This window comes from Amycolatopsis sp. cmx-4-54 (assembly GCF_046548895.1).
In the GTDB taxonomy this organism is placed as follows: Bacteria; Actinomycetota; Actinomycetes; order Mycobacteriales; family Pseudonocardiaceae; genus Amycolatopsis.
Window position 1 is genome coordinate 13,935 of record NZ_JAEBEJ010000011.1, and the last position, 18,158, is coordinate 32,092.

At 67.9% G+C, this 18,158-nt stretch carries 14 protein-coding genes; 8 read left to right on the top strand and 6 right to left on the bottom strand.

Annotated features, from left to right (window positions below; genetic code table 11):
* Positions 1 to 101: 101 nt before the first annotated feature.
* The gene (locus ACLJQ7_RS31100) at positions 102 to 1,709 is read left to right on the top strand and encodes a GMC oxidoreductase (RefSeq protein ID WP_410651715.1); all 1,608 of its coding nucleotides are present in this window, start codon (positions 102 to 104) and stop codon (positions 1,707 to 1,709) included.
* Position 1,710: 1 nt separating this feature from the next.
* On the opposite strand, the gene ACLJQ7_RS31105 is transcribed toward ACLJQ7_RS31100, so the two are convergent.
* Positions 1,711 to 2,316 carry a dTDP-4-dehydrorhamnose 3,5-epimerase family protein gene (locus ACLJQ7_RS31105; protein ID WP_410651716.1) on the bottom strand — a complete coding sequence of 202 codons (606 nt, stop codon included), beginning with the start codon at positions 2,314 to 2,316 and terminating at the stop codon, positions 1,711 to 1,713.
* 387 nt (positions 2,317 to 2,703) lie between these two features.
* On the opposite strand from ACLJQ7_RS31105, the gene ACLJQ7_RS31110 reads away from it, so the two are divergent.
* Positions 2,704 to 3,879 (top strand): NADP-dependent malic enzyme, encoded by a 1,176-nt coding sequence (locus ACLJQ7_RS31110; RefSeq protein WP_410651717.1) that lies wholly within the window; start codon positions 2,704 to 2,706, stop codon positions 3,877 to 3,879.
* Between the two features lie 95 nt (positions 3,880 to 3,974).
* Here ACLJQ7_RS31110 and ACLJQ7_RS31115 read toward each other — a convergent pair whose 3' ends face one another.
* Positions 3,975 to 4,688: a DUF4190 domain-containing protein gene (locus ACLJQ7_RS31115; RefSeq protein WP_410651718.1), complete on the bottom strand. Its 714-nt coding sequence runs from the start codon at positions 4,686 to 4,688 to the stop codon at positions 3,975 to 3,977.
* A gap of 53 nt (positions 4,689 to 4,741) precedes the next feature.
* Positions 4,742 to 6,145 carry a bis-aminopropyl spermidine synthase family protein gene (locus tag ACLJQ7_RS31120; protein WP_410651719.1) on the bottom strand — a complete coding sequence of 468 codons (1,404 nt, stop codon included), beginning with the start codon at positions 6,143 to 6,145 and terminating at the stop codon, positions 4,742 to 4,744.
* A 91-nt stretch (positions 6,146 to 6,236) separates the two neighbouring features.
* Here ACLJQ7_RS31120 and ACLJQ7_RS31125 point away from each other — a divergent pair, with 91 nt between their 5' ends.
* The 4 genes from ACLJQ7_RS31125 to ACLJQ7_RS31140 are packed head-to-tail and all read left to right on the top strand — an operon-like array spanning position 6,237 to position 9,590.
* Positions 6,237 to 7,325, top strand: coding sequence for an ABC transporter ATP-binding protein (locus tag ACLJQ7_RS31125; RefSeq protein ID WP_410651720.1), 1,089 nt, complete (start codon positions 6,237 to 6,239; stop codon positions 7,323 to 7,325).
* On the top strand, positions 7,325 to 8,008 hold the full coding sequence (locus tag ACLJQ7_RS31130; RefSeq protein ID WP_410651721.1) for an ABC transporter permease: 684 nt from the start codon (positions 7,325 to 7,327) through the stop codon (positions 8,006 to 8,008). Before ACLJQ7_RS31125 ends, ACLJQ7_RS31130 begins: the two co-directional genes overlap by 1 nt.
* Positions 8,005 to 8,694: an ABC transporter permease gene (locus tag ACLJQ7_RS31135; protein ID WP_410651722.1), complete on the top strand. Its 690-nt coding sequence runs from the start codon at positions 8,005 to 8,007 to the stop codon at positions 8,692 to 8,694. Before ACLJQ7_RS31130 ends, ACLJQ7_RS31135 begins: the two co-directional genes overlap by 4 nt.
* Positions 8,691 to 9,590 (top strand): ABC transporter substrate-binding protein, encoded by a 900-nt coding sequence (locus ACLJQ7_RS31140; RefSeq protein WP_410651723.1) that lies wholly within the window; start codon positions 8,691 to 8,693, stop codon positions 9,588 to 9,590. Before ACLJQ7_RS31135 ends, ACLJQ7_RS31140 begins: the two co-directional genes overlap by 4 nt.
* Before the next feature lie 79 nt (positions 9,591 to 9,669).
* On the opposite strand, the gene ACLJQ7_RS31145 is transcribed toward ACLJQ7_RS31140, so the two are convergent.
* Positions 9,670 to 10,185, bottom strand: a complete 516-nt coding sequence (locus ACLJQ7_RS31145) for a GNAT family N-acetyltransferase (protein ID WP_410651724.1) — start codon at positions 10,183 to 10,185, stop codon at positions 9,670 to 9,672.
* 393 nt (positions 10,186 to 10,578) lie between these two features.
* Here ACLJQ7_RS31145 and ACLJQ7_RS31150 point away from each other — a divergent pair, with 393 nt between their 5' ends.
* Both ACLJQ7_RS31150 and ACLJQ7_RS31155 read left to right on the top strand, forming a co-directional pair.
* On the top strand, positions 10,579 to 12,144 hold the full coding sequence (locus tag ACLJQ7_RS31150) for a S8 family serine peptidase (protein WP_410651725.1): 1,566 nt from the start codon (positions 10,579 to 10,581) through the stop codon (positions 12,142 to 12,144).
* Between the two features lie 132 nt (positions 12,145 to 12,276).
* Positions 12,277 to 13,005, top strand: coding sequence for a hypothetical protein (locus tag ACLJQ7_RS31155; protein WP_410651726.1), 729 nt, complete (start codon positions 12,277 to 12,279; stop codon positions 13,003 to 13,005).
* A gap of 175 nt (positions 13,006 to 13,180) precedes the next feature.
* Here ACLJQ7_RS31155 and ACLJQ7_RS31160 read toward each other — a convergent pair whose 3' ends face one another.
* A complete protein-coding gene (locus tag ACLJQ7_RS31160) occupies positions 13,181 to 13,969 on the bottom strand; it encodes an SMP-30/gluconolactonase/LRE family protein (protein ID WP_410651727.1) in 789 nt (262 codons plus the stop codon).
* A 125-nt stretch (positions 13,970 to 14,094) separates the two neighbouring features.
* Positions 14,095 to 17,835, bottom strand: coding sequence for a multifunctional oxoglutarate decarboxylase/oxoglutarate dehydrogenase thiamine pyrophosphate-binding subunit/dihydrolipoyllysine-residue succinyltransferase subunit (locus ACLJQ7_RS31165; protein WP_410651728.1), 3,741 nt, complete (start codon positions 17,833 to 17,835; stop codon positions 14,095 to 14,097).
* Positions 17,836 to 18,158 lie beyond the last annotated feature (323 nt).

The window sequence follows — 18,158 nt, forward strand, 5'->3', positions numbered from 1 at the left end:
CGCCACGTTCGAGTGAAAATAAACGGTGTTTACCCAGCTGACGCGAACCCGCTTCGGATTCGCCCTTGAAGGCGGCTCGAACAGCGGGCGATCATCGGCCCATGTCCCCACTGTCGCGCCGCGGGTTCCTCGGGTTCACCGCGCTCAACTCCGCCGCCGCTCTCGGGCTCACCACGATTTCCACCGCGCGGGCCGGAGAATCGTCTCCCGGCTTCTCGACGGCAGTGGTCGTCGGCACCGGGTACGGCGCCGCGGTGACCGCGCTCCGGCTCGGCGAAGCCGGCATTCCCACGGTCATGCTCGAAATGGGCAAACTGTGGACCGAACCCGGCCCCGACGGAAAGATCTTCTGCGACATGCTCCGGCCGGACCGGCGGGCCGCCTGGTTCAAGAACCGCACGCAGGCCCCGCTCGCGTCGTTTCTCTGGATGGACCTGGCGAACCGGGACATCAAGCGGTACCCCGGTGTGCTCGACCGGGTGGACCACGGCGACATGTCCGTCTACGTCGGCCGGGGCGTCGGGGGCGGTTCGCTGGTCAACGGCGCGATGGCCGTGACACCGAAGCGGTCGTACTTCGAGGAGATCCTGCCCGCCGTCGACGCGGACGAGATGTACGGGAAGTACTTCCCCCTGGCCAACCGGGCCCTGGGGGTGAACCACATCGATCCGCAGTGGTTCGAAACCTGCCGGTCCTACCGCTACGCGCGGGTCTCGCGGAAGGCCGCGACGCGGGCGGGACTCAAGACGGTGTTCGTGCCCAGCGTCTACGACTTCGAGTACATGAAGCGGGAAGAAGCGGGCACGGTGCCGAAGTCGGCACTCGCGTCCGAGGTCATCTACGGCAACAACCACGGCAAACGATCCCTCGACAAGACCTACCTCGCGGCCGCGCTGGGCACGGGGAACGTGACCATCAAGACGCTGCACCAGGTGCGCGGGATCACCCGGCAGAGCGACGGCACGTACGTCCTCACCGTGCACGAAACCGCCGAGGACGGCGCGGTCGTCGCGAGGAAACAACTCGGCGCGAAGTACCTGTTCCTCGGCGCCGGCAGCCTCGGTTCGACGGAACTGCTCGTGCGGGCACGGGAAACCGGGACGCTGCCCGGGCTGAACGACGAGGTCGGCCGCGGCTGGGGCACCAACGGCAACGTGATGCTGGGCCGCGCCAACCACGGGTGGGATCTCGGCGGATCGCTGCAGTCGGGCATGCCCGCGCTCGGCATCGACGCTTGGGACGACCCGGTGAATCCGGTCTTCGCCGAGGTCGCGCCGGTGCCTGCCGGGGTCGAGACCTGGCTGAGCCTCTACCTGGCGATCACGAAGAACCCCGAACGCGGCCACTTCACCTACGACGCCACGGCCGACTCCGTGCGGCTGCGCTGGGACGCCGCGCAGGGGAAGCCGTCGATCGACGCGGCGAAGTCGTTGTTCGACAAGGTCAACCGGGCCAACCGCACGATCTACCGCAGTGACCTGTTCGGGGATACGCGGTCGTTCGAGAACCGGTTCACTTATCACCCGCTGGGTGGACTGGTGCTGGGTGAGGCCACCGACCTGTACGGCCGGGTGAAGGGCTATCGGAATCTCTACGTCACCGACGGGTCGCTCATCCCGGGCAGTACCGGCGTGAATCCCTTCGTGACGATCACCGCGCTGGCGGAACGGAATGTGGAACGGGTGTTGAGCGAAGACGTGGCGCGCTAGCTCAGTTCGCGGCCCGCAACTTCTCGTAGTAGGCCACGCAGTCGTCGTACTGAGGCAGCAACCCCTGCTCCAGGGCCTCTTTCAGATACGGCGCCGTGGTGTCCTTTTCGGACAGCAAGGGTTCGATGTCCTGCGGCCAGGACAGCGCGAGGTCGGCGTCCATCGGGTTGACGCCGTGCTCGCCCGTCGGGTTGTACGGCTCGGAGCAGAAGTACGTCATGACCGTGTCTTCTTCGAGCGCCATGAAGGCGTGGCCGAGGCCTTCGGCGATGTAGACCGCTTTGTACTCGGTGCTGTCGAGCAGCACGGAAGCGGATTCGCCGAAAGTGGGCGAGCCGACCCGGAGGTCCACGATGATGTCGAGCAGCGCGCCTCGCGGGCAGTACACGTATTTCGCCTGCCCGGGCGGGGTGTCCGCGAAGTGCACGCCGCGGATCGCGCCGCGCCGGGAGACGCTGGTGTTGGCCTGGCCGAGGCGAAATCGGTGCCCGACCGCGTCGGCGAAACCCTGTTCCTGGTACGGCGCCACGAACAGGCCGCGGTGATCGGGGAAAACCCGCGGGGTGAACTCGAAACAGTGGGAGATGCTGAGGCGCCTGGCTTGCATGGCCTCAATGCTAACCAGGGCTGAGACCGCCTTCCCAAACCGGATGGACGTCTTGCGAAAGGTCTCTTGAGCTGCGGAAATCCGGGGCGGTCTGTGACATGAACCGCACCAGAGGGGCACACTGGTCCGCATGCCTGTCACAATGATCTGACCGCTGCGTCCGCGGCCGTCGCCATACCCACGGCACCGATGGCCGATTGGACGCTTCGCCGACAGGCCGGCGCTACCGCGCTGGGCTGCCGTGTCGGAGGACGAGTTACCCCAGGTGGCCGGGCCATGCCCAGTTTTGGCCTGCTCACCGGCCAGTTCCCCCGCTCGCAGTCCCAGGAGAATCCCATGACCTTCGCTCGAATCGAGACTTCGCCGTCCTTAGACACGGCGGAAGCAATGACGGGAACCACGATGACCACGCCAGTGACGGACACCGAGATCTTCGAGGGCCACGAGGGCGGCAAGCTCTCCGTGGCCGCGACGCGCCCGATCTCCTCGCCCCGTGACCTCTCGGTCGCGTACACGCCTGGGGTGGCGAAGGTGAGCCGTGCGATCGCCGAGGACGCGGCCAAGGCGAAGCGGTACACGTGGGCGGACAGGCTGGTCGTGGTGGTCAGCGACGGTACGGCGGTGCTCGGTCTCGGTGACATCGGCGCGAGTGCCTCGCTGCCGGTCATGGAGGGCAAGTCGGTCCTGTTCAAGACCTTCGGCGGGCTCGACTCGATCCCGCTGGTGCTCGACACCACCGACGTCGACGAGATCATCGAGACCCTGGTCCGGCTGCGCCCGTCGTTCGGCGCGGTGAACCTGGAGGACATCTCGGCGCCGCGCTGCTTCGAACTGGAGGACCGCCTCAAGGAGGTCCTCGACTGCCCGGTCATGCACGACGACCAGCACGGGACGGCGATCGTCACACTGGCCGCGCTGCGCGGGGCGAACCAGGTCCTCGGGAAGGAAATCTCCGGCCAGCGCGTGGTCGTCTCGGGAGCGGGCGCGGCGGGAGTGGCCTGCGCCAGGATCCTGCAGAACGCCGGCGTCGCGGACGTCACCGTGCTCGACTCGCGCGGCATCATCCACTCCGGCCGTGAGGGCCTGAACCCGATCAAGCAGAAGCTCGCCGAGACCACGAACACGGCCGGTCTGCGCGGTGGCCTCGGCGAAGCGCTGAAGGGCGCCGACGTCTTCCTCGGCCTGTCGGGGGCGACCATCGACGAGACGCTGCTGGCCGGGATGGCGGACGACGCGATCGTGTTCGCGCTGTCCAACCCCGACCCGGAGGTGCACCCGGTCGCGGCGTCGCGGTACGCCAAGATCGTGGCGACCGGGCGCAGCGACTTCCCTAACCAGATCAACAACGTGCTGGCGTTCCCCGGTGTCTTCCGCGGCGCGCTCGACTCCGGCGCGCGGGCGATCACGGAGAACATGAAGCTCGCCGCGGCCGACGCGATCTTCGCGGTCGCGCAGGACGACCTCGGCCCGGACCGGATCGTCCCGAGCCCGCTGGACCCGCGCGTCGCGCCCGAGGTGGCCGCCGCGGTCGCGAAGGCCGCCGAGGCCGACGGCGTGGTGTGAGAGTTCCTTTCACGCTCGCTCAAGCGCTATAAAAGGCCCCTTCATTGCAAAATTTGCAATGAAGGGGCCTTTCATAGCGTGTGGGGTCGCGCACGTCAGCCGGTCGGGATGGACAGATCGGCACCGGGGGCGAGTACGGAACCGATCAGCTCCGAGCCGGGCGTGTGAATCGTGCAGAAGACCGTGCGCAAACCGTTTTCCCAGGCTTCGCGCTCAGGCTTCAGGTAGCTCAGGTCGGCGCGGACACCGGCCGCGTCGAGTCGCGGACGGTCCACGTTCTTGGCCATGATCCGCTGACAGTGGGCCGAGGCTTCCGCTTTCAGTTCTCCGCCGCCTGGCCAGGGGCCGTCCGCCGCGATGAAGGTCCCGATCGCCTGGGTGTCGTGCGTGTCTCCGCACGCGGTGAGTTCGACGCTGGTGAAAGTGCCCATGGCCGTGGACTGCCGGAAGCAATCGCCCGGTTTCAAGGTGCAGGCGTTGGCGTGGCCGGACGGCGGGGCCGCGCAACTCGCGCTCGGCGGGCTCGCGGTGTAGCGGTCCGGGTCGCCCATGGTGTTCCCGAGCAGGGCGACCCAGCCGATGGCCCAGAACCCCGCGGCCGCGAGGCCGCCGATCGCCAGGCCCCGGCCTCGCTGCTTCCCCGGACCGGTCTGAGTGAGCGCGATGATGCCCAGGATGATCGCGGGGAGCAGCGGCAGCGCCAAGCAACCGGCCAGGCCCAGTACGAGCGTGGCGATCGCCAGGCCGCTGGTCTTGGGGCTTCGCGGCGGGTACCCGGGTGGAGGGGCAAACCCGTACGGCTGAGTCATGGAACCGAACTTAGGAACGGCTCATGACGTTGCGATGACACAGCCGAGCGCGCTCAGGCGAGCAGTTCCGCCAGCCGGTGCCGGGGCAGGTCGATCAGCCGCGCGTCCGTCAGATCCGGCGGGACGTCCAGCGAGACGTTCGCCAGCCGCGCGTGCGCCCGGGTCAGCAGTTCTTCCTGGTGCTCGACGGCGTCCGCGACGACGATGGCGTGCCGGTTGTCCGGGGTGCTCCGCAACAGCCGCAGCCTGTACTTCGCGCCGATCAGCCGGTTCAGCGCGGACTGCGCTTCGGCGTTCGTCAGGTCGGGATGCGAATTCGGGACCAGCAGCGCCAGCCGTCGCGCGTTGGTGCCCAGCAGGGTCCGCAGCAGCCACGGTCCGGGGTCGGCCGAAAGGTCCATCGCGACCGCGTCGCCCTCGGGGCCGGAGACGGACCAGTCGACCGGACGCGACTCGAGCGCCAGCCCGCCTTCGGTGGCGATCTCGTGCAGTTTGTCGAGCAGTGACGGCTTGGCCGCGCCGGCGGATTCCACCGACTGCGGGCCGTGCGTGTAGATCGTGGCCTTCCCTTTGCCGCCGCGGTTCTTCTTCGATTTCGCGGTCGGCTGGCAGACGTAGAGGTCCGCCGCGCTCCCGATCGCCTGCGCGCCGAAGTACCGGTTGAAGCCCGGCAGGATCGCCTCGAAGGTCAGCCCGAGCGTCGCGAGCGCACGCTGTACCTGCGCGCCCAGCGCTGGATGCCGGGGGCTGTAGCCGTAGGCGAGCAGCAGTCGCCCGTCCGAGGGTTCGGCGAGCGCCTGGACCCCCCGCGCCGCGAACAAGCCCATTCCCTCGGGGGTGTAAGGCGGATCACTGAACACGAGATCCATCCGCCCGGTCACCGAGGGTGGGAGGCCGACGCGCAGATCCGTGTGCAGGGTGCGGATGGACCGCTCGCTGAGTTCGTCGATGTAGGAGAGCACACGATCGTCGAGGTCGACGACGGTGAGGTCCGCGTCGGGCCGCAACGCGCGCACGGCCAGTGAAGTGAGGTCGTGGTCGCCGAGGAACAGCAGCTTCGCCGTACCGAGGTCGTACCGCTCGTCCAGCCACAGCGCCCGGTTCAGCACCGTCTCCGGCGTCGCCTGCACGTGGTCCAGCGCCGCCAGCGGCGCGGGCACGTTCTCGACGTAGCTGGTGATGGTCTTCAGCAGGTCGGGGTCGGATTTCCGGTCCCGGGCCTCGAAGCGCGCGTACTTCTCGCGCGCGGCGGGGGCCAGCCGGAAGCGGGACTCGGCCCGCTCGAGGTCGTCGCCGAGCGCGTTCAGGACGTCTTCGACACTCCGGCGTGGCGCGGTGCTGATCCGGACCAGTTCGCCGAGGTCACGCCAATCCGTCCGGAGCAGAGAAATCACCTGATGGAGCGGTCGCACGTGGACACCGTGTACCGCGAGGACGTCATCGACGGAGGAACTCACAGCCCGCAGCCTAGTGACCCGTCCCCTGGGACACCGTGCCAACAGGCAGGATCTGGGCTACGGTTTTTCGACCAGACATGGGGAGAGACACGTGACTATCGAGTTCCGTGGTGTGACCAAGCGGTATCCGGACGGGACGGTCGCGGTCGACGACCTGAACCTCACCGTGGAGGACGGCACCATCACCGTCTTCGTCGGGCCGTCCGGCTGCGGCAAGACCACGTCGCTGCGGATGATCAACCGGATGGTGGAGCCGACTTCGGGCACGGTGCTCCTCGACGGCAAGGACGTCAGCGACGGCGACCCGGCGCTGCTGCGCCGTGGCATCGGTTACGTCATCCAGCACGCCGGCCTCTTTCCACACAGGACGGTCCTGGACAACGTCGCCACCGTGCCGCTGCTGTCCGGCTGGGACAAGGGCAAGGCGCGTAAACGCGCGGCCGAGCTGCTCGAGACCGTCGGCCTGCCGTCGGAACTCGGCAAGCGGTACCCCGCCCAGCTTTCCGGTGGCCAGCAGCAGCGCGTCGGCGTCGCCAGGGCGCTCGCGGCGGATTCGCCGGTGCTGCTGATGGACGAGCCGTTCTCCGCCGTCGACCCGATCGTCCGCGAGGAACTGCAGGACGAGTTGCTGCGTCTGCAGTCGCAGCTGGGGAAGACGATCGTGTTCGTCACGCACGACATCGACGAGGCCGTGCGGCTCGGCGACAAGATCGCGGTGCTCCGCGTCGGTGGGGTGCTCGCGCAGTACGGCACGCCCTCGGAGGTGTTGCGTCATCCCGTCGACGACTTCGTCGCGTCGTTCGTGGGCAAGGATCGCGGCTACCGCGGGCTTTCCTTCCTGTCGGCAGAGGGGATCGTCGTCGAAGAGGTGAAGCGGGTCGAGGTCGGGAAGCCCGCCCCCGGGCCGTCCGACGACTGGCAGGTCGCGGTCAACGCCGAGGGACAGCCGCGCGGCTGGCTGCGCCCGGGGTCCACTGTGGACGGTGCGCTCGCGGAGACCGATCTCGTCGCGGGCGGATCCCTGTACGTCCAGGGCGCGCCAATCCGTGGCGCGCTCGACGCCGCGCTTTCGTCGCCCGCGAGCCTCGGTGTGGTGGTCGACGCCGACCTGAAGGTCCTCGGCGTGGTCAGAGCCAAGCAAGTCCTCGAAGTGATCGAAGCGCCGTCGCTGAGTTCCTGATGGGGGACTTCTTCGCGGAGCTCGGCCGCTACCTGGGCAGCGCCAACAACCGGTCGCAGTTCTTCGGCGACCTGCTCGACCACATCTATCTCTCGTTGGTCCCGCTGGTGCTGGGCCTGGTGATCGCGGTACTGGCGGGCTGGCTCGGGCACCGGTTCGCGGCGGTGCGTTCCGTGCTCCTGGTGGTGTCGAACCTGCTGTACACGATCCCGTCGCTCGCCCTGTTCGTGGTGATCCCGGGCATCATCGGTTCGAAGATCCTCGACAGCGTCAACGTCATCGTCGCGCTCACCGTGTACACCGCCGCCCTGCTCGTGCGCCCGGTGCTGGACGCGCTCGACGCCGTCCCGCCGCACGTCGTCGCCGCGGCCACGGCGATCGGCTACAAACCCGCGCGCCGTTTCCTCGCCGTCGAGCTGCCGCTTTCGGTGCCGGTGCTCGCGGCAGGCGTCCGGGTGGCCTCGGTCAGCAACATCAGCCTGGTCAGTGTCGGCGCGCTGATCGGCACTGGCGGGCTCGGCGTGCTGTTCACCGACGGCTTCCAGCGCGAGTACTTTTCGCCGATCGTCGTCGGGATCGTCGCGACCCTGCTGCTCGCGCTGATCGTGGACCTGGTGCTGGTCCAGTTGCGTAATGTCCTCACACCCTGGGACCGGGTGGCGACCACGGCGGGGGCGAAATGATCGGCGACGTCCTGAACTGGTTCGGCGACCCGGCCCACTGGCAGGGCGTGGACGGCATCCCGGCCCGGCTGCTGCAGCATCTCGGCTACACGGCGCTGGCATTGGTCTTCGCGCTGCTCATCGCGATCCCGCTCGGGCTCTACGTGGGGCATACGGGTCGCGGCGCGGTGCTGCTGGTGAGCGGCGGCAACGCGATCCGCGCGCTGCCGACGCTGGGGCTGGTGACCTTCCTGTTCCTGCTCTTCACCGAAAGCGAGCTTTCGACGATCATCGGGCTCGTGGTGCTCGCCATCCCGCCGATCCTCGCCGGGACTTACGCGGGTCTCCAGGCGACCGACCACGGCGTGGTCGACGCGGCGCAGGGCATCGGAATGACCGGCTGGCAACGGTTGTGGAAGGTCGAGGTGCCCATCTCGCTGCCGCTGGTGCTCGGCGGCGTGCGGAACTCGGTGCTGCAACTGGTGGCGACGGCCGCCGTGGCCGCCTACGTCGGGCTCGGCGGGCTGGGCCGGTTCCTGCTCGACGGACTGGCCATTTTGGACTATCCGCAGGTGGTCGCGGGCGCGCTGCTGACGACGTTGCTCGCGGTCGTGCTCGACCTCGCGCTGGCGGGTGTCCAGCGGCTGCTGGTGCCCAAGGGAGTTCGGCTGGCGCAGGCGGCGAGCGGGAAGAAGGCGAAGGTATGAAGCGGACGGTGACGGCGCTGCTCGCCGGGATCGCTTTGCTGGTGACGGCTTGTGGCAACCCGCTGGCCGGAGGCGCCGAGGGTGGCGCGACCGGCGACATCATCATCGGCGCGTCCGACGTCGGGGAAAGCCTTCTGCTGGCCCAGATTTACGCGGGCGCGCTGCGCAACGCGGGCGCCGAGAACGTGACCGTGCGCCCGCCTGTCGGCAGCCGCGAGGTCGTCGTCAAAGCACTGCAGGACAAGTCGCTTTCGGTGGTGCCGGACTACAGCGGGAACCTGTTGCGCTACTTCGACAAGGACACTCAGGCGACCACACCGCAGGACGTTTACGCGCAGCTGAAGCAGAACCTGCCGTCCGGATTCGAAGTCCTCGAGCAGGCGCCCGCGGAGGACAAGGACCTGCTGGTGGTGCGCAAGGAACTCGCCGATTCCGGGATCCGCACCTTCTCCGATCTCGGCAAGCGGTGCGGGGAATTCGTGTTCGGCGGTCCCGGCCAGTGGAGCAGCCGCTGGAAGGACAAGATCAAGGCGCTGTACGGCTGCGAGTTCGCCGAGATCCGGACGACCGACACGGGCGGCCCGGTCACGGTCGCCGCGCTGAAGTCGGGCGACATCCAGGTCGCCGATCTGTTCAGCACGTCGTCGTCGATCGCCGCGAACGGGTTCGTCCCGCTGGTGGACGACAAGAACATGTTCCCCGCGCAGAACATCGTGCCGCTCGTCGCGAAGGGGACGCTGTCGCCGAAGGAGGTCGACGCGTTGAACCGGGTTTCGGCGGTGCTCACGACCGACGAGTTGACCGAGCTGAACGTCCAGTTCAGCGAGGAGAAGCGCAACCCGCTCGACGTCGCCGAGGAGTTCCTGCGCCGGCACGACCTCCTCGCGCCCGCCTGACCTCCCCCTGCATTTCGTCCTCTGAATGCGGTGGTCGCACGCGCAAGGACCGCATTCAGAGGACGAAATGCGGGAGGGGCTAGAGGCGCTCGAAAGCGGGCGAGTAGCGGAACTCGCCCTGGAGCGCGGGCGTGTACGCGCGAAGGGTGCGGACCTGGAAGTGCGGCGCCCATTCCGCGACCGGCGGCGTGATCCCGTGCCGCGCGGCGAGCACGAAGCCGAAGCGGGAGTAGTAGTTCGGGTCACCCAGCAGGACCACGGCGCCATGACCGAGCGCGTCCGCCGCGCCGAGCACGGCGTGCACGAGCGCGGAGCCGATGCCGGAAGCGTGGTACCGGGGAAGGACTCCGAGCGGGCCGAGACCGACCGTCGATTTCGCGTCCGAGCCGAGCTTGGCCGGGCTGCAGCAGACGTGCCCGACGACCTCCCCGTCGCGTTCGGCCACGATGGACAGTGCGCCGATCAGGTCACCGTCGGCACGCAGTTCGTCGACGAGTTTCGCCTCGACCACCGGGACACTGAGTTTCTCGAACGCGGCCAGATGGACGGCGTGGATCGCCTCGCGGTCGGCCGGGGTTTCCTGTCGGAGCAGCATGCGCACGAGCATGCTCCATCCGAAGGTAGGATGGAAATCGATTTCCGCGCCGCGAGGTCGCGACTTTAGTAGGCGGCCATCCGTGTGTACTTATACGGCGCTGAAACGGGCGGGCGGACGGAAAACGACCTCCAGATGTGCGGATCCCCAATTCTTCGTGGGCCGTACGGGCGCAAAACGCGACTAACGGCGGGGGCTGAACGGTGCCCGAACTGCGCCGACGTGACGTCCACTACTACCGGGATGTCCGTAATGCAAGGTCTTCCTTGGGGTGAAACCGCGACTTAGTCTCAGCCTGCGCTCCTAAGTGGAACGCGCTTCACCTCTGAGTCACCCCAACGATCCGGCGGGCTTCCTCATGCCCGTGGGTCGCCCCTGCCTGGGAGGAATATCTTGAACAATTCCCTGGGAACCTTGAAGAGACGACTGCCCGCCTTCGGTGTGGCCGCGGCCGTCGCCGTGCTGACGGCGCTGGGCGGCACCACCGTCGCGTCGGCGGCCGAGGGTTCGATCGTCAACGCCGGTAGCGACAAGGCGATCAAGGACAGCTACATCGTCGTGCTGAAGGACGGCTCGTCGGTCGAAGCCACCGCGAAGAGCGTGACCCAGCGCCACGGCGGCACGGTCGAGAAGACCTTCGCGTCTTCGGTCCGTGGTTTCTCCGGTGCGCTGACCGAAAAGCAGGCGAAGCGCGTCGCCGCCGACCCCGCGGTCGCCTACGTGGAGCAGAACCAGACCGTCTCGATCTCGGCGGACCAGCTGAACCCGCCGTCGTGGGGCCTGGACCGGGTCGACCAGCAGAGCCTTCCGCTCGACCAGAAGTACAGCTACAGCACCACGGCGTCGAACGTCACCGCGTACGTCATCGACACCGGCATCCTCACCACGCACCCCGACTTCGGCGGGCGCGCGACCCACGGCCGTGACACCGTCGACAACGACAACGACGCCACGGACTGCCAGGGCCACGGCACCCACGTCGCCGGCACCATCGGCGGTACCGCGCACGGTCTGGCCAAGGGCGTCAAGCTCGTCGCCGTCCGCGTGCTGAACTGCTCCGGTTCCGGGACGACCGCCGGCGTCATCGCCGGTGTCGATTGGGTGACCGCGAACGCCGTCAAGCCGGCCGTCGCGAACATGAGCCTCGGCGGCGGTGCCTCGAGCACCCTCGACCAGGCCGTCCAGCGCTCGATCGCGGCCGGCATCACCTATGGTCTCGCGGCAGGCAACGACAACGGCGCCAACGCCTGCAACACCTCGCCCGCCCGGACGCCGGAAGCGATCACGGTCGGCTCGACCACGAACACCGACGCCCGGTCCAGCTTCTCCAACGTCGGCACCTGCCTCGACATCTTCGCGCCGGGCAGCGGCATCACGTCGACGTGGCTGAACAACGGCACCAACACCATCAGCGGTACCTCGATGGCGACCCCGCACGTCGTGGGCGCGGCGGCCCTGTACGCCTCCGCCAACCCGTCGGCGACGCCGAAGCAGGTCCGTGACGCGCTGGTCGCCAACGGCACCAAGGACAAGGTGACCAACCCGGGCACCGGTTCACCGAACGTGCTGCTCTACACCGGTGCCGGCGGTGGCCCCGGCCCCGAGCCGACCCCCTGTGGCACGCAGACCAACAGCGGCGTCGTCGCCATCCCCGACGCCGGTGCCGCGGTGACCAGCACGATCACCGTCGCGAACTGCGCCCGCAACGCCTCGGCCACCACCAAGGTCGCGGTCAACATCACGCACACCTACGTCGGTGACCTCGTCATCGACCTGGTCGCGCCGGACGGCAGCTCGTACCGCCTGAAGGGTTCGAGCAACGACTCGTCCGACAACATCAACACCACCTACACCGCCAACGTCTCGACCGAAGCCGCCAACGGCGCTTGGAAGCTGAAGGTCCAGGACGTCTACCGGGTCGACAGCGGCTCGCTCAACAGCTGGTCGCTGACCGTCTGATCCACCCCTGGAGTACGTGAAGGCCCCCTTCCTCCTGCTGGGAAGGGGGCCTTCCCGTCACCGGAGAGTGATTCGGCGCCCAGTTGCGGCGTTCGTCCACTAAGGACCTTCGCGAGGCTTTAACCTCTCCGCATGCAGCCCGGACCGCCCTATCAGCAGGGACCTCAGCAGCCGTATCCGCCGCAGGGACATCAGGGGTATCCGGGATATCCGCCGCCCGGATACGGTCCGCCGCCCAAGAAGTCGAACACCGGGCTCGTCGTCGGTCTCGTCATCGGCGCGGTGGTGCTGCTCGGTGGTGGCGGGGTCGCCGCCTTCTTGCTGCTGTCCGGCGACGACGGTTCGTCGCCGACCGCGGCGCCGACGTCGTCCAAGAAGACCGGACCGCCGGACAAGTACACCGCCATGCCGGCCTGCGAGCGGATCGGGAGCAAGGTGCGGAACCTGCCGCCGCTCGAAACGCCGAAGGGCGAGGAGCCGGCGAGCACGTCCAACGACGAGATCACCTACACCCGTTCGTCCTGCAGCTGGCGTGAACCGAACGCGCCGTCGGCGACCGTGTCGATGTACCTGTCGAAGTCGAAGGAGCCGGGTTCGGGCGCCGGGGAAGCCTGGGCCAAGGCCGGGGTCGAGAACGCCGTGACCGATGGCGGCGTCCTCATCCCCGGCATGGCGAAGGCGACCAAGGCCGTGCACACCAAGCTCGACTCGTCGAGTCAATGCCAGATCAAGTTCTACCAGGGCAACGTCGAGGGCGAGATCATCGTGACCGGCCCCGACCCGTCCGGCACGGTCAACCAGACGGTGTGCAAGGAGAACGCCTTGAAGGTGGCCAAGGCGACCTCCGAGGCGATCGGTTAGGCAGTGTCTCTCAAAGCGCGCTTTCGGATTTCCGCAGCCGGGCCGCGGCATCAGCTGGTCGCTCACCCAGCCGCAACAGCGGCCCGCCTCCGCAAATCCGAGGCCTCCGGCCGAAAAGAAACGCGCGCGCGCGTGTCCTCGCCCAACCTGCCGACTTCAGCTGGGAAGACACGCCCTAGCCGATTTCGATGACCTGGACCTGCCCGGTCGGCCCGTCGCCGAACGGGTTCTCCCAGCCGTGCCACTCGGCGGCGAGGACGTAGAGCGAACGCCCGTCCTCGCCGCCGAGCGTGCAGGAGAAGCAGCCCCGGTCGGATTCGACCTTCTGAAGCACTTCGCCTCCTTCGCGGACGCGGACGCAGTGCTTGCCCGCCACGTCCGCGTACCAGACCGCACCCTCGGCGTCGAGGCAGATGCCGTCCGGGTGGTCGCCGCCGAGCTCGGCCCACACCCGCCTGCCGGACAGCGAACCGTCCTCGGCGATGTCGAACGCGGTGAGCCTGCTGCCGTACGACTCGGCGACGATCAGCGTCGCGTCGTCGGGTGTGACGGCCATGCCGTTGCCGAACAGGATGCCGTCGGCGACCTGGCGCACTTCGCCGTCCGGGGTGACGACGGCGATGGCACCGGGCGTCTGGAAGTCGTTCATTCCGTTGACGAAGGCGTTGCCGCGGCCGTCGACCACGACTTCGTTCCAGAGGGAGGCGACCAGGCTCAGGTCCGCGTAGGTGCTCAGGTCCGCGTTGAGCAGGCGGGCGTTCGGGCCGTCGACGATGAGCAGGCGGCCGTCGGGGAGCCAGTCGAAGGTGATCGGCATCGCGGTCGGCACGTTCGCGATCAGTTCGCTCTCGCCGCCGGGTGTGACGGCGAGGATCTGCCCGCCGCCCCAGTTCGCCAGCCAGAGACGGCCGTCGTGCCAGCGGGCGGATTCGGGGAGCTTGAGGCCGTCGAGCAGGGTGTTCATGGTGTCTCCTTCGTTCGTTTCCCCCTACACGAACGGGACTCACCGTTTTCGACACCTCAAGTACATGAAGGCCCCCTTCCTTGCGACAGGCGCAGGGAAGGGGGCCTTCATGTACTTCCAGGCGATCAGTCGAAGGCGCGCGCGATCAGCGCCTTCTGCTCGACCTCGTGCACCTTGGACGAACCGGCCGACGGCGCCGCCATCGGACGACGCGACACGACGTCCAGGCTGGAGAACACCTCCGGGAGCTTCCGCGGCAGGTTCAGGCCGAAGAACGGCCACGCACCCTGGTTCTCCGGCTCCTCCTGGACCCAGACCGCGGGAGCGCCGTTGTAGCGCTCGAGCGCCGCCAGCAGCTTCTTCTTCGGCAGCGGGTAGTACTGCTCGATCCGCACGATCGCGATGTCGTTCGCCTCGCGCTTGGCGCGCTCGGCCACCAGCTCCCAGTACAGCTTGCCCGACGTCAGCAGGACCTTGCGCACCTTCGACGGGTCGACGTCGGCGTCGTCGATGACCGACATGAACTTCGACTGGCCGGTGAAGTCCTCGACCGCCGAGGTCGCCGCCTTGTTGCGCAGCATCGACTTGGGGGTGAAGACCACCAGCGGCCGGTTGACTCCGTCGAGGGCGTGACGGCGGAGCAGGTGGAAGTAGTTCGCCGGGGTGGACGGGACCGAGACGGTCATGGAGCCTTCGGCGCACAGCGAGAGGAAGCGCTCGATGCGGCCGGAGGTGTGGTCCGGGCCCTGGCCTTCGTGGCCGTGCGGCAGCAGCAGCACGACGTCGGAGAGCTGGCCCCATTTGGCCTCACCGGAGGAGATGTATTCGTCGATGACGGTCTGCGCGCCGTTGACGAAGTCACCGAACTGCGCTTCCCACATGACCAGTGCTTCGGAGTTGGCCACGGAGTAGCCGTATTCGAAGCCGACCGCCGCGTACTCGGACAGCGCCGAGTCGTAGATCATCACGCGGCCCTGGCCCTCGGCCAGGCTGGCCAGGGGTGAGTACTCCTGGCCGTTCTTGCGGTCGATCAGCACCGAGTGGCGCTGGGTGAAGGTGCCGCGGCGGGAGTCCTGGCCGGACAGCCGCACGAGACGGCCTTCCATGGCCAGCGAGCCGAAGGCGAGCAGTTCGCCGAACGCCCAGTCGATGCCGCCTTCGCGGGACATCTTGTGGCGGCGCTCCATGACCGGCTTGACCCGCGGGTGCGGGGTGAAGCCCTCGGGCACGTTGAGGAACGCGTCGCCGATGTGCTCGATGACCTCGGTGGTGGTCGCCGTGGGCACCTTCGCCGGGACCTGCTGCTCCTCCTCGACCGAGGGGCTGGCCTTCGCCGGGTGCTTCTCCAGCTCGCGGACCTCGTTGAACACGTGCTCCAGCTGGCTGGAGAAGTCGCGCAACGCGGCCTCGGCCTCTTCGACGGAGATGTCGCCGCGGCCGATCAGCGATTCGGTGTAGGTCTTCCGGACCGACCGCTTCGTGTCGATGATGTCGTACATCGCCGGCTGCGTCATCGAGGGATCGTCGCCCTCGTTGTGGCCGCGGCGGCGGTAGCAGATCAGGTCGATCACGACGTCCTTGTGGAACGCCTGGCGGTAGTCGACGGCCAGCTTGGCCACCCAGTGCGCGGCCTCGGGGTCGTCGCCGTTCACGTGGAAGATCGGCGAGCCGATCATCTTCGCGACGTCGGTGGCGTACTGGCTCGACCGCGAGTTCTCCGGCGCGGTGGTGAAGCCGACCTGGTTGTTGATGATGAGGTGGACGGTGCCGCCGGTGCGGTAGCCGCGCAGCAGCGCCAGGTTCAGGGTCTCGGCCACGACACCCTGGCCCGCGAAGGCCGCGTCGCCGTGCATCAGGACAGGCAGGACGGTGAAGCCCCCTGTGTCACTGTCACCCTTGTCGAGGATGTCCTGCTTCGCCCGGACGATGCCTTCGAGGACCGGGTCGACGGTCTCCAGGTGTGACGGGTTCGCGGTCAGCGACACCCTGGTCTCACCGTCGCCGAACATGCGGAAGTACTTGCCTTCGGCGCCGAGGTGGTACTTCACGTCACCGGAGCCGTGCGCCTGGCCGGGGTCGAGGTTGCCCTCGAACTCCTGGAAGATCTGCGCGATCGGCTTGCCGACGATGTTCGCGAGCACGTTCAGGCGGCCGCGGTGGGGCATGCCGACGACGACCTCGTCGAGTTCGTACTCGGCCGCCTTGTCCAGCAGCGTGTCCAGCAGCGGGATCGCGGTCTCGCCGCCTTCGAGGGAGAACCGTTTCTGGCCGACGTACTTGGTCTGCAGGAACGTCTCGAACGCCTCGGCGGCGTTGAGCTTCGAGAGCACGTACTTCTGGACCGCGGGGTCCGGCTTCTCGTGCGGGACCTCGACGCGGTCCTGGATCCAGCGGCGCTCCTCGGGGTCGAGGATGTGGGTGTACTCGATGCCGACGGTGCGGCAGTAGGAGTTGCGCAGGACGCCGAGGATGTCACGCAGCTTCATCCGCTCCTGGCTGGCGAAACCGCCGACCGGGAACTCGCGGTCCAGGTCCCACAGGGTCAGGCCGTGGGACAGGACGTCGAGGTCGGCGTGGCTGCGCTGCCGGTAGTTCAGCGGGTCGGTGTCGGCCATCAGGTGACCGCGCATGCGGAAGGCGTCGATCAGCTCGATCACGCGCGCGGTCTTGTCGACCGGGCCGTCCGGGATGTCGGCGACCCAGCGGATCGGCTCGTAGGGCAGGCGCAGACTGGTGAAGACGTCGTCGTAGAAGCCGTCCTCGCCCAGCAGCAGCTCGTGGATGCGCTTGAGGAACTCCCCCGACTCCGCGCCCTGGATGATGCGGTGGTCATAGGTCGAGGTCAGCGTCATGATCTTCGAGACGCCGAGGTCGACCAGGGCCTTCTCGCTGGTGCCCTCGAAGTGCGCCGGGTACTGCATGGCACCCACGCCGATGATCGCGCCCTGGCCCGCCTGCAGCCGCGGCACCGAATGGTTCGTGCCGATACCGCCGGGGTTGGTCAGCGAGATCGTGGTGCCGGCGAAGTCGTCGGCGGTCAGCTTGCCGTTGCGGGCCTTCTTGACGATCTCCTCATAGGCCTGCCAGAACTGCATGAAGGTCATGTTCTCGGTGGCCTTGATGGAGGCCACGACGAGCGTGCGGGACCCTTCCTTGCCCTTCATGTCGATCGCGAGACCGAAGTTCACATGCTCCGGCGTGACCGCGAACGGCTTCCCGTCGATCAGCTGGTAGTGCCGGTTCATGTTCGGGAAATTCTTCAGCGCGCGCACCATCGCGTACCCGATGAGATGCGTGAAGGAAATCTTCCCGCCGCGCGTGCGCTTGAGGTGGTTGTTGATGACGATGCGGTTGTCGGCCATCAGCTTCGCCGGGACGGCGCGCACACTCGTCGCCGTCGGCACGGACAGCGAGGCGTCCATGTTCTTCGCGATCGCCGCCGCGGCGCCGCGGAGCTGCTTCGACTCCGGCTCGGCGTCCTTCTCGGCGGGCTTGGCGGGGGCCTTCTCCGCCGCCTTGGGCGCGGGCTTGGACGCGGCCTTGGGGGCCGCCGCCTTCGCCTCGGTCTTCGGGGCCGTCTTCGGCGCAGCCTTCGCCGGGGCGGTCTGCTTCGCGGTGGACTCGGCGTTGCGGACCGTCTGCGGCGTCGGCGTGGCGGCCTGGCCGTTCGCGTCCGCGCTTCCCTCCGCAGTGGTCTGACGTGCGTCGTCGGCCTTCGCCTGCGCGTCCTGCGTTGGCTTGAAGTCCGCGAAGAAGTCGTGCCAGGCGGCATCGACTGAGCTGGGGTCGGCAAGGAACTGGTCGTACATTTCCTCGACGACCCACTCGTTGGGGCCGAATTGTGACGCAGGGCTGCTGCTGGACACGGCTTGGACTCGCCTCTATCCGTCTCGAGATCTTGAACACCGCTGATGCGCCTACCAGGCTAACCCCCTCGGTCGCGGCCGTGTGATGGAACTGGCCTGTGTGAGGCGTGGCGCACTAGGTGATGGGTCACTGTCTCGATCAAGAGACCGAAAACAGGCCGGGTCCGCTTCCTGCGGGGGAGCAGGGGACCTTTGCTGCCACTTTCACCGTCCGTGCAGGTCAGGTCACTGTCTCGTCGGTAAAGGTTGGCCGGGTCGTCGTGCCCGGACAGCCTGGAGTTCACGTCGGGGGGTTTCGCTGGGTGGAGGATGCGGCCGGTGTC

Coding starts and splice junctions, on each gene's coding strand:
- ACLJQ7_RS31100 (WP_410651715.1), top strand. CDS start 102: ATGTCCCCACTGTCGCGCCGCGGGTTCCTCGGGTTCACCGCGCTCAAC.
- ACLJQ7_RS31105 (WP_410651716.1), bottom strand. CDS start 2,316: ATGCAAGCCAGGCGCCTCAGCATCTCCCACTGTTTCGAGTTCACCCCG.
- ACLJQ7_RS31110 (WP_410651717.1), top strand. CDS start 2,704: ATGACGGGAACCACGATGACCACGCCAGTGACGGACACCGAGATCTTC.
- ACLJQ7_RS31115 (WP_410651718.1), bottom strand. CDS start 4,688: ATGACTCAGCCGTACGGGTTTGCCCCTCCACCCGGGTACCCGCCGCGA.
- ACLJQ7_RS31130 (WP_410651721.1), top strand. CDS start 7,325: ATGGGGGACTTCTTCGCGGAGCTCGGCCGCTACCTGGGCAGCGCCAAC.
- ACLJQ7_RS31135 (WP_410651722.1), top strand. CDS start 8,005: ATGATCGGCGACGTCCTGAACTGGTTCGGCGACCCGGCCCACTGGCAG.
- ACLJQ7_RS31140 (WP_410651723.1), top strand. CDS start 8,691: ATGAAGCGGACGGTGACGGCGCTGCTCGCCGGGATCGCTTTGCTGGTG.
- ACLJQ7_RS31145 (WP_410651724.1), bottom strand. CDS start 10,185: ATGCTGCTCCGACAGGAAACCCCGGCCGACCGCGAGGCGATCCACGCC.
- ACLJQ7_RS31155 (WP_410651726.1), top strand. CDS start 12,277: ATGCAGCCCGGACCGCCCTATCAGCAGGGACCTCAGCAGCCGTATCCG.
- ACLJQ7_RS31160 (WP_410651727.1), bottom strand. CDS start 13,969: ATGAACACCCTGCTCGACGGCCTCAAGCTCCCCGAATCCGCCCGCTGG.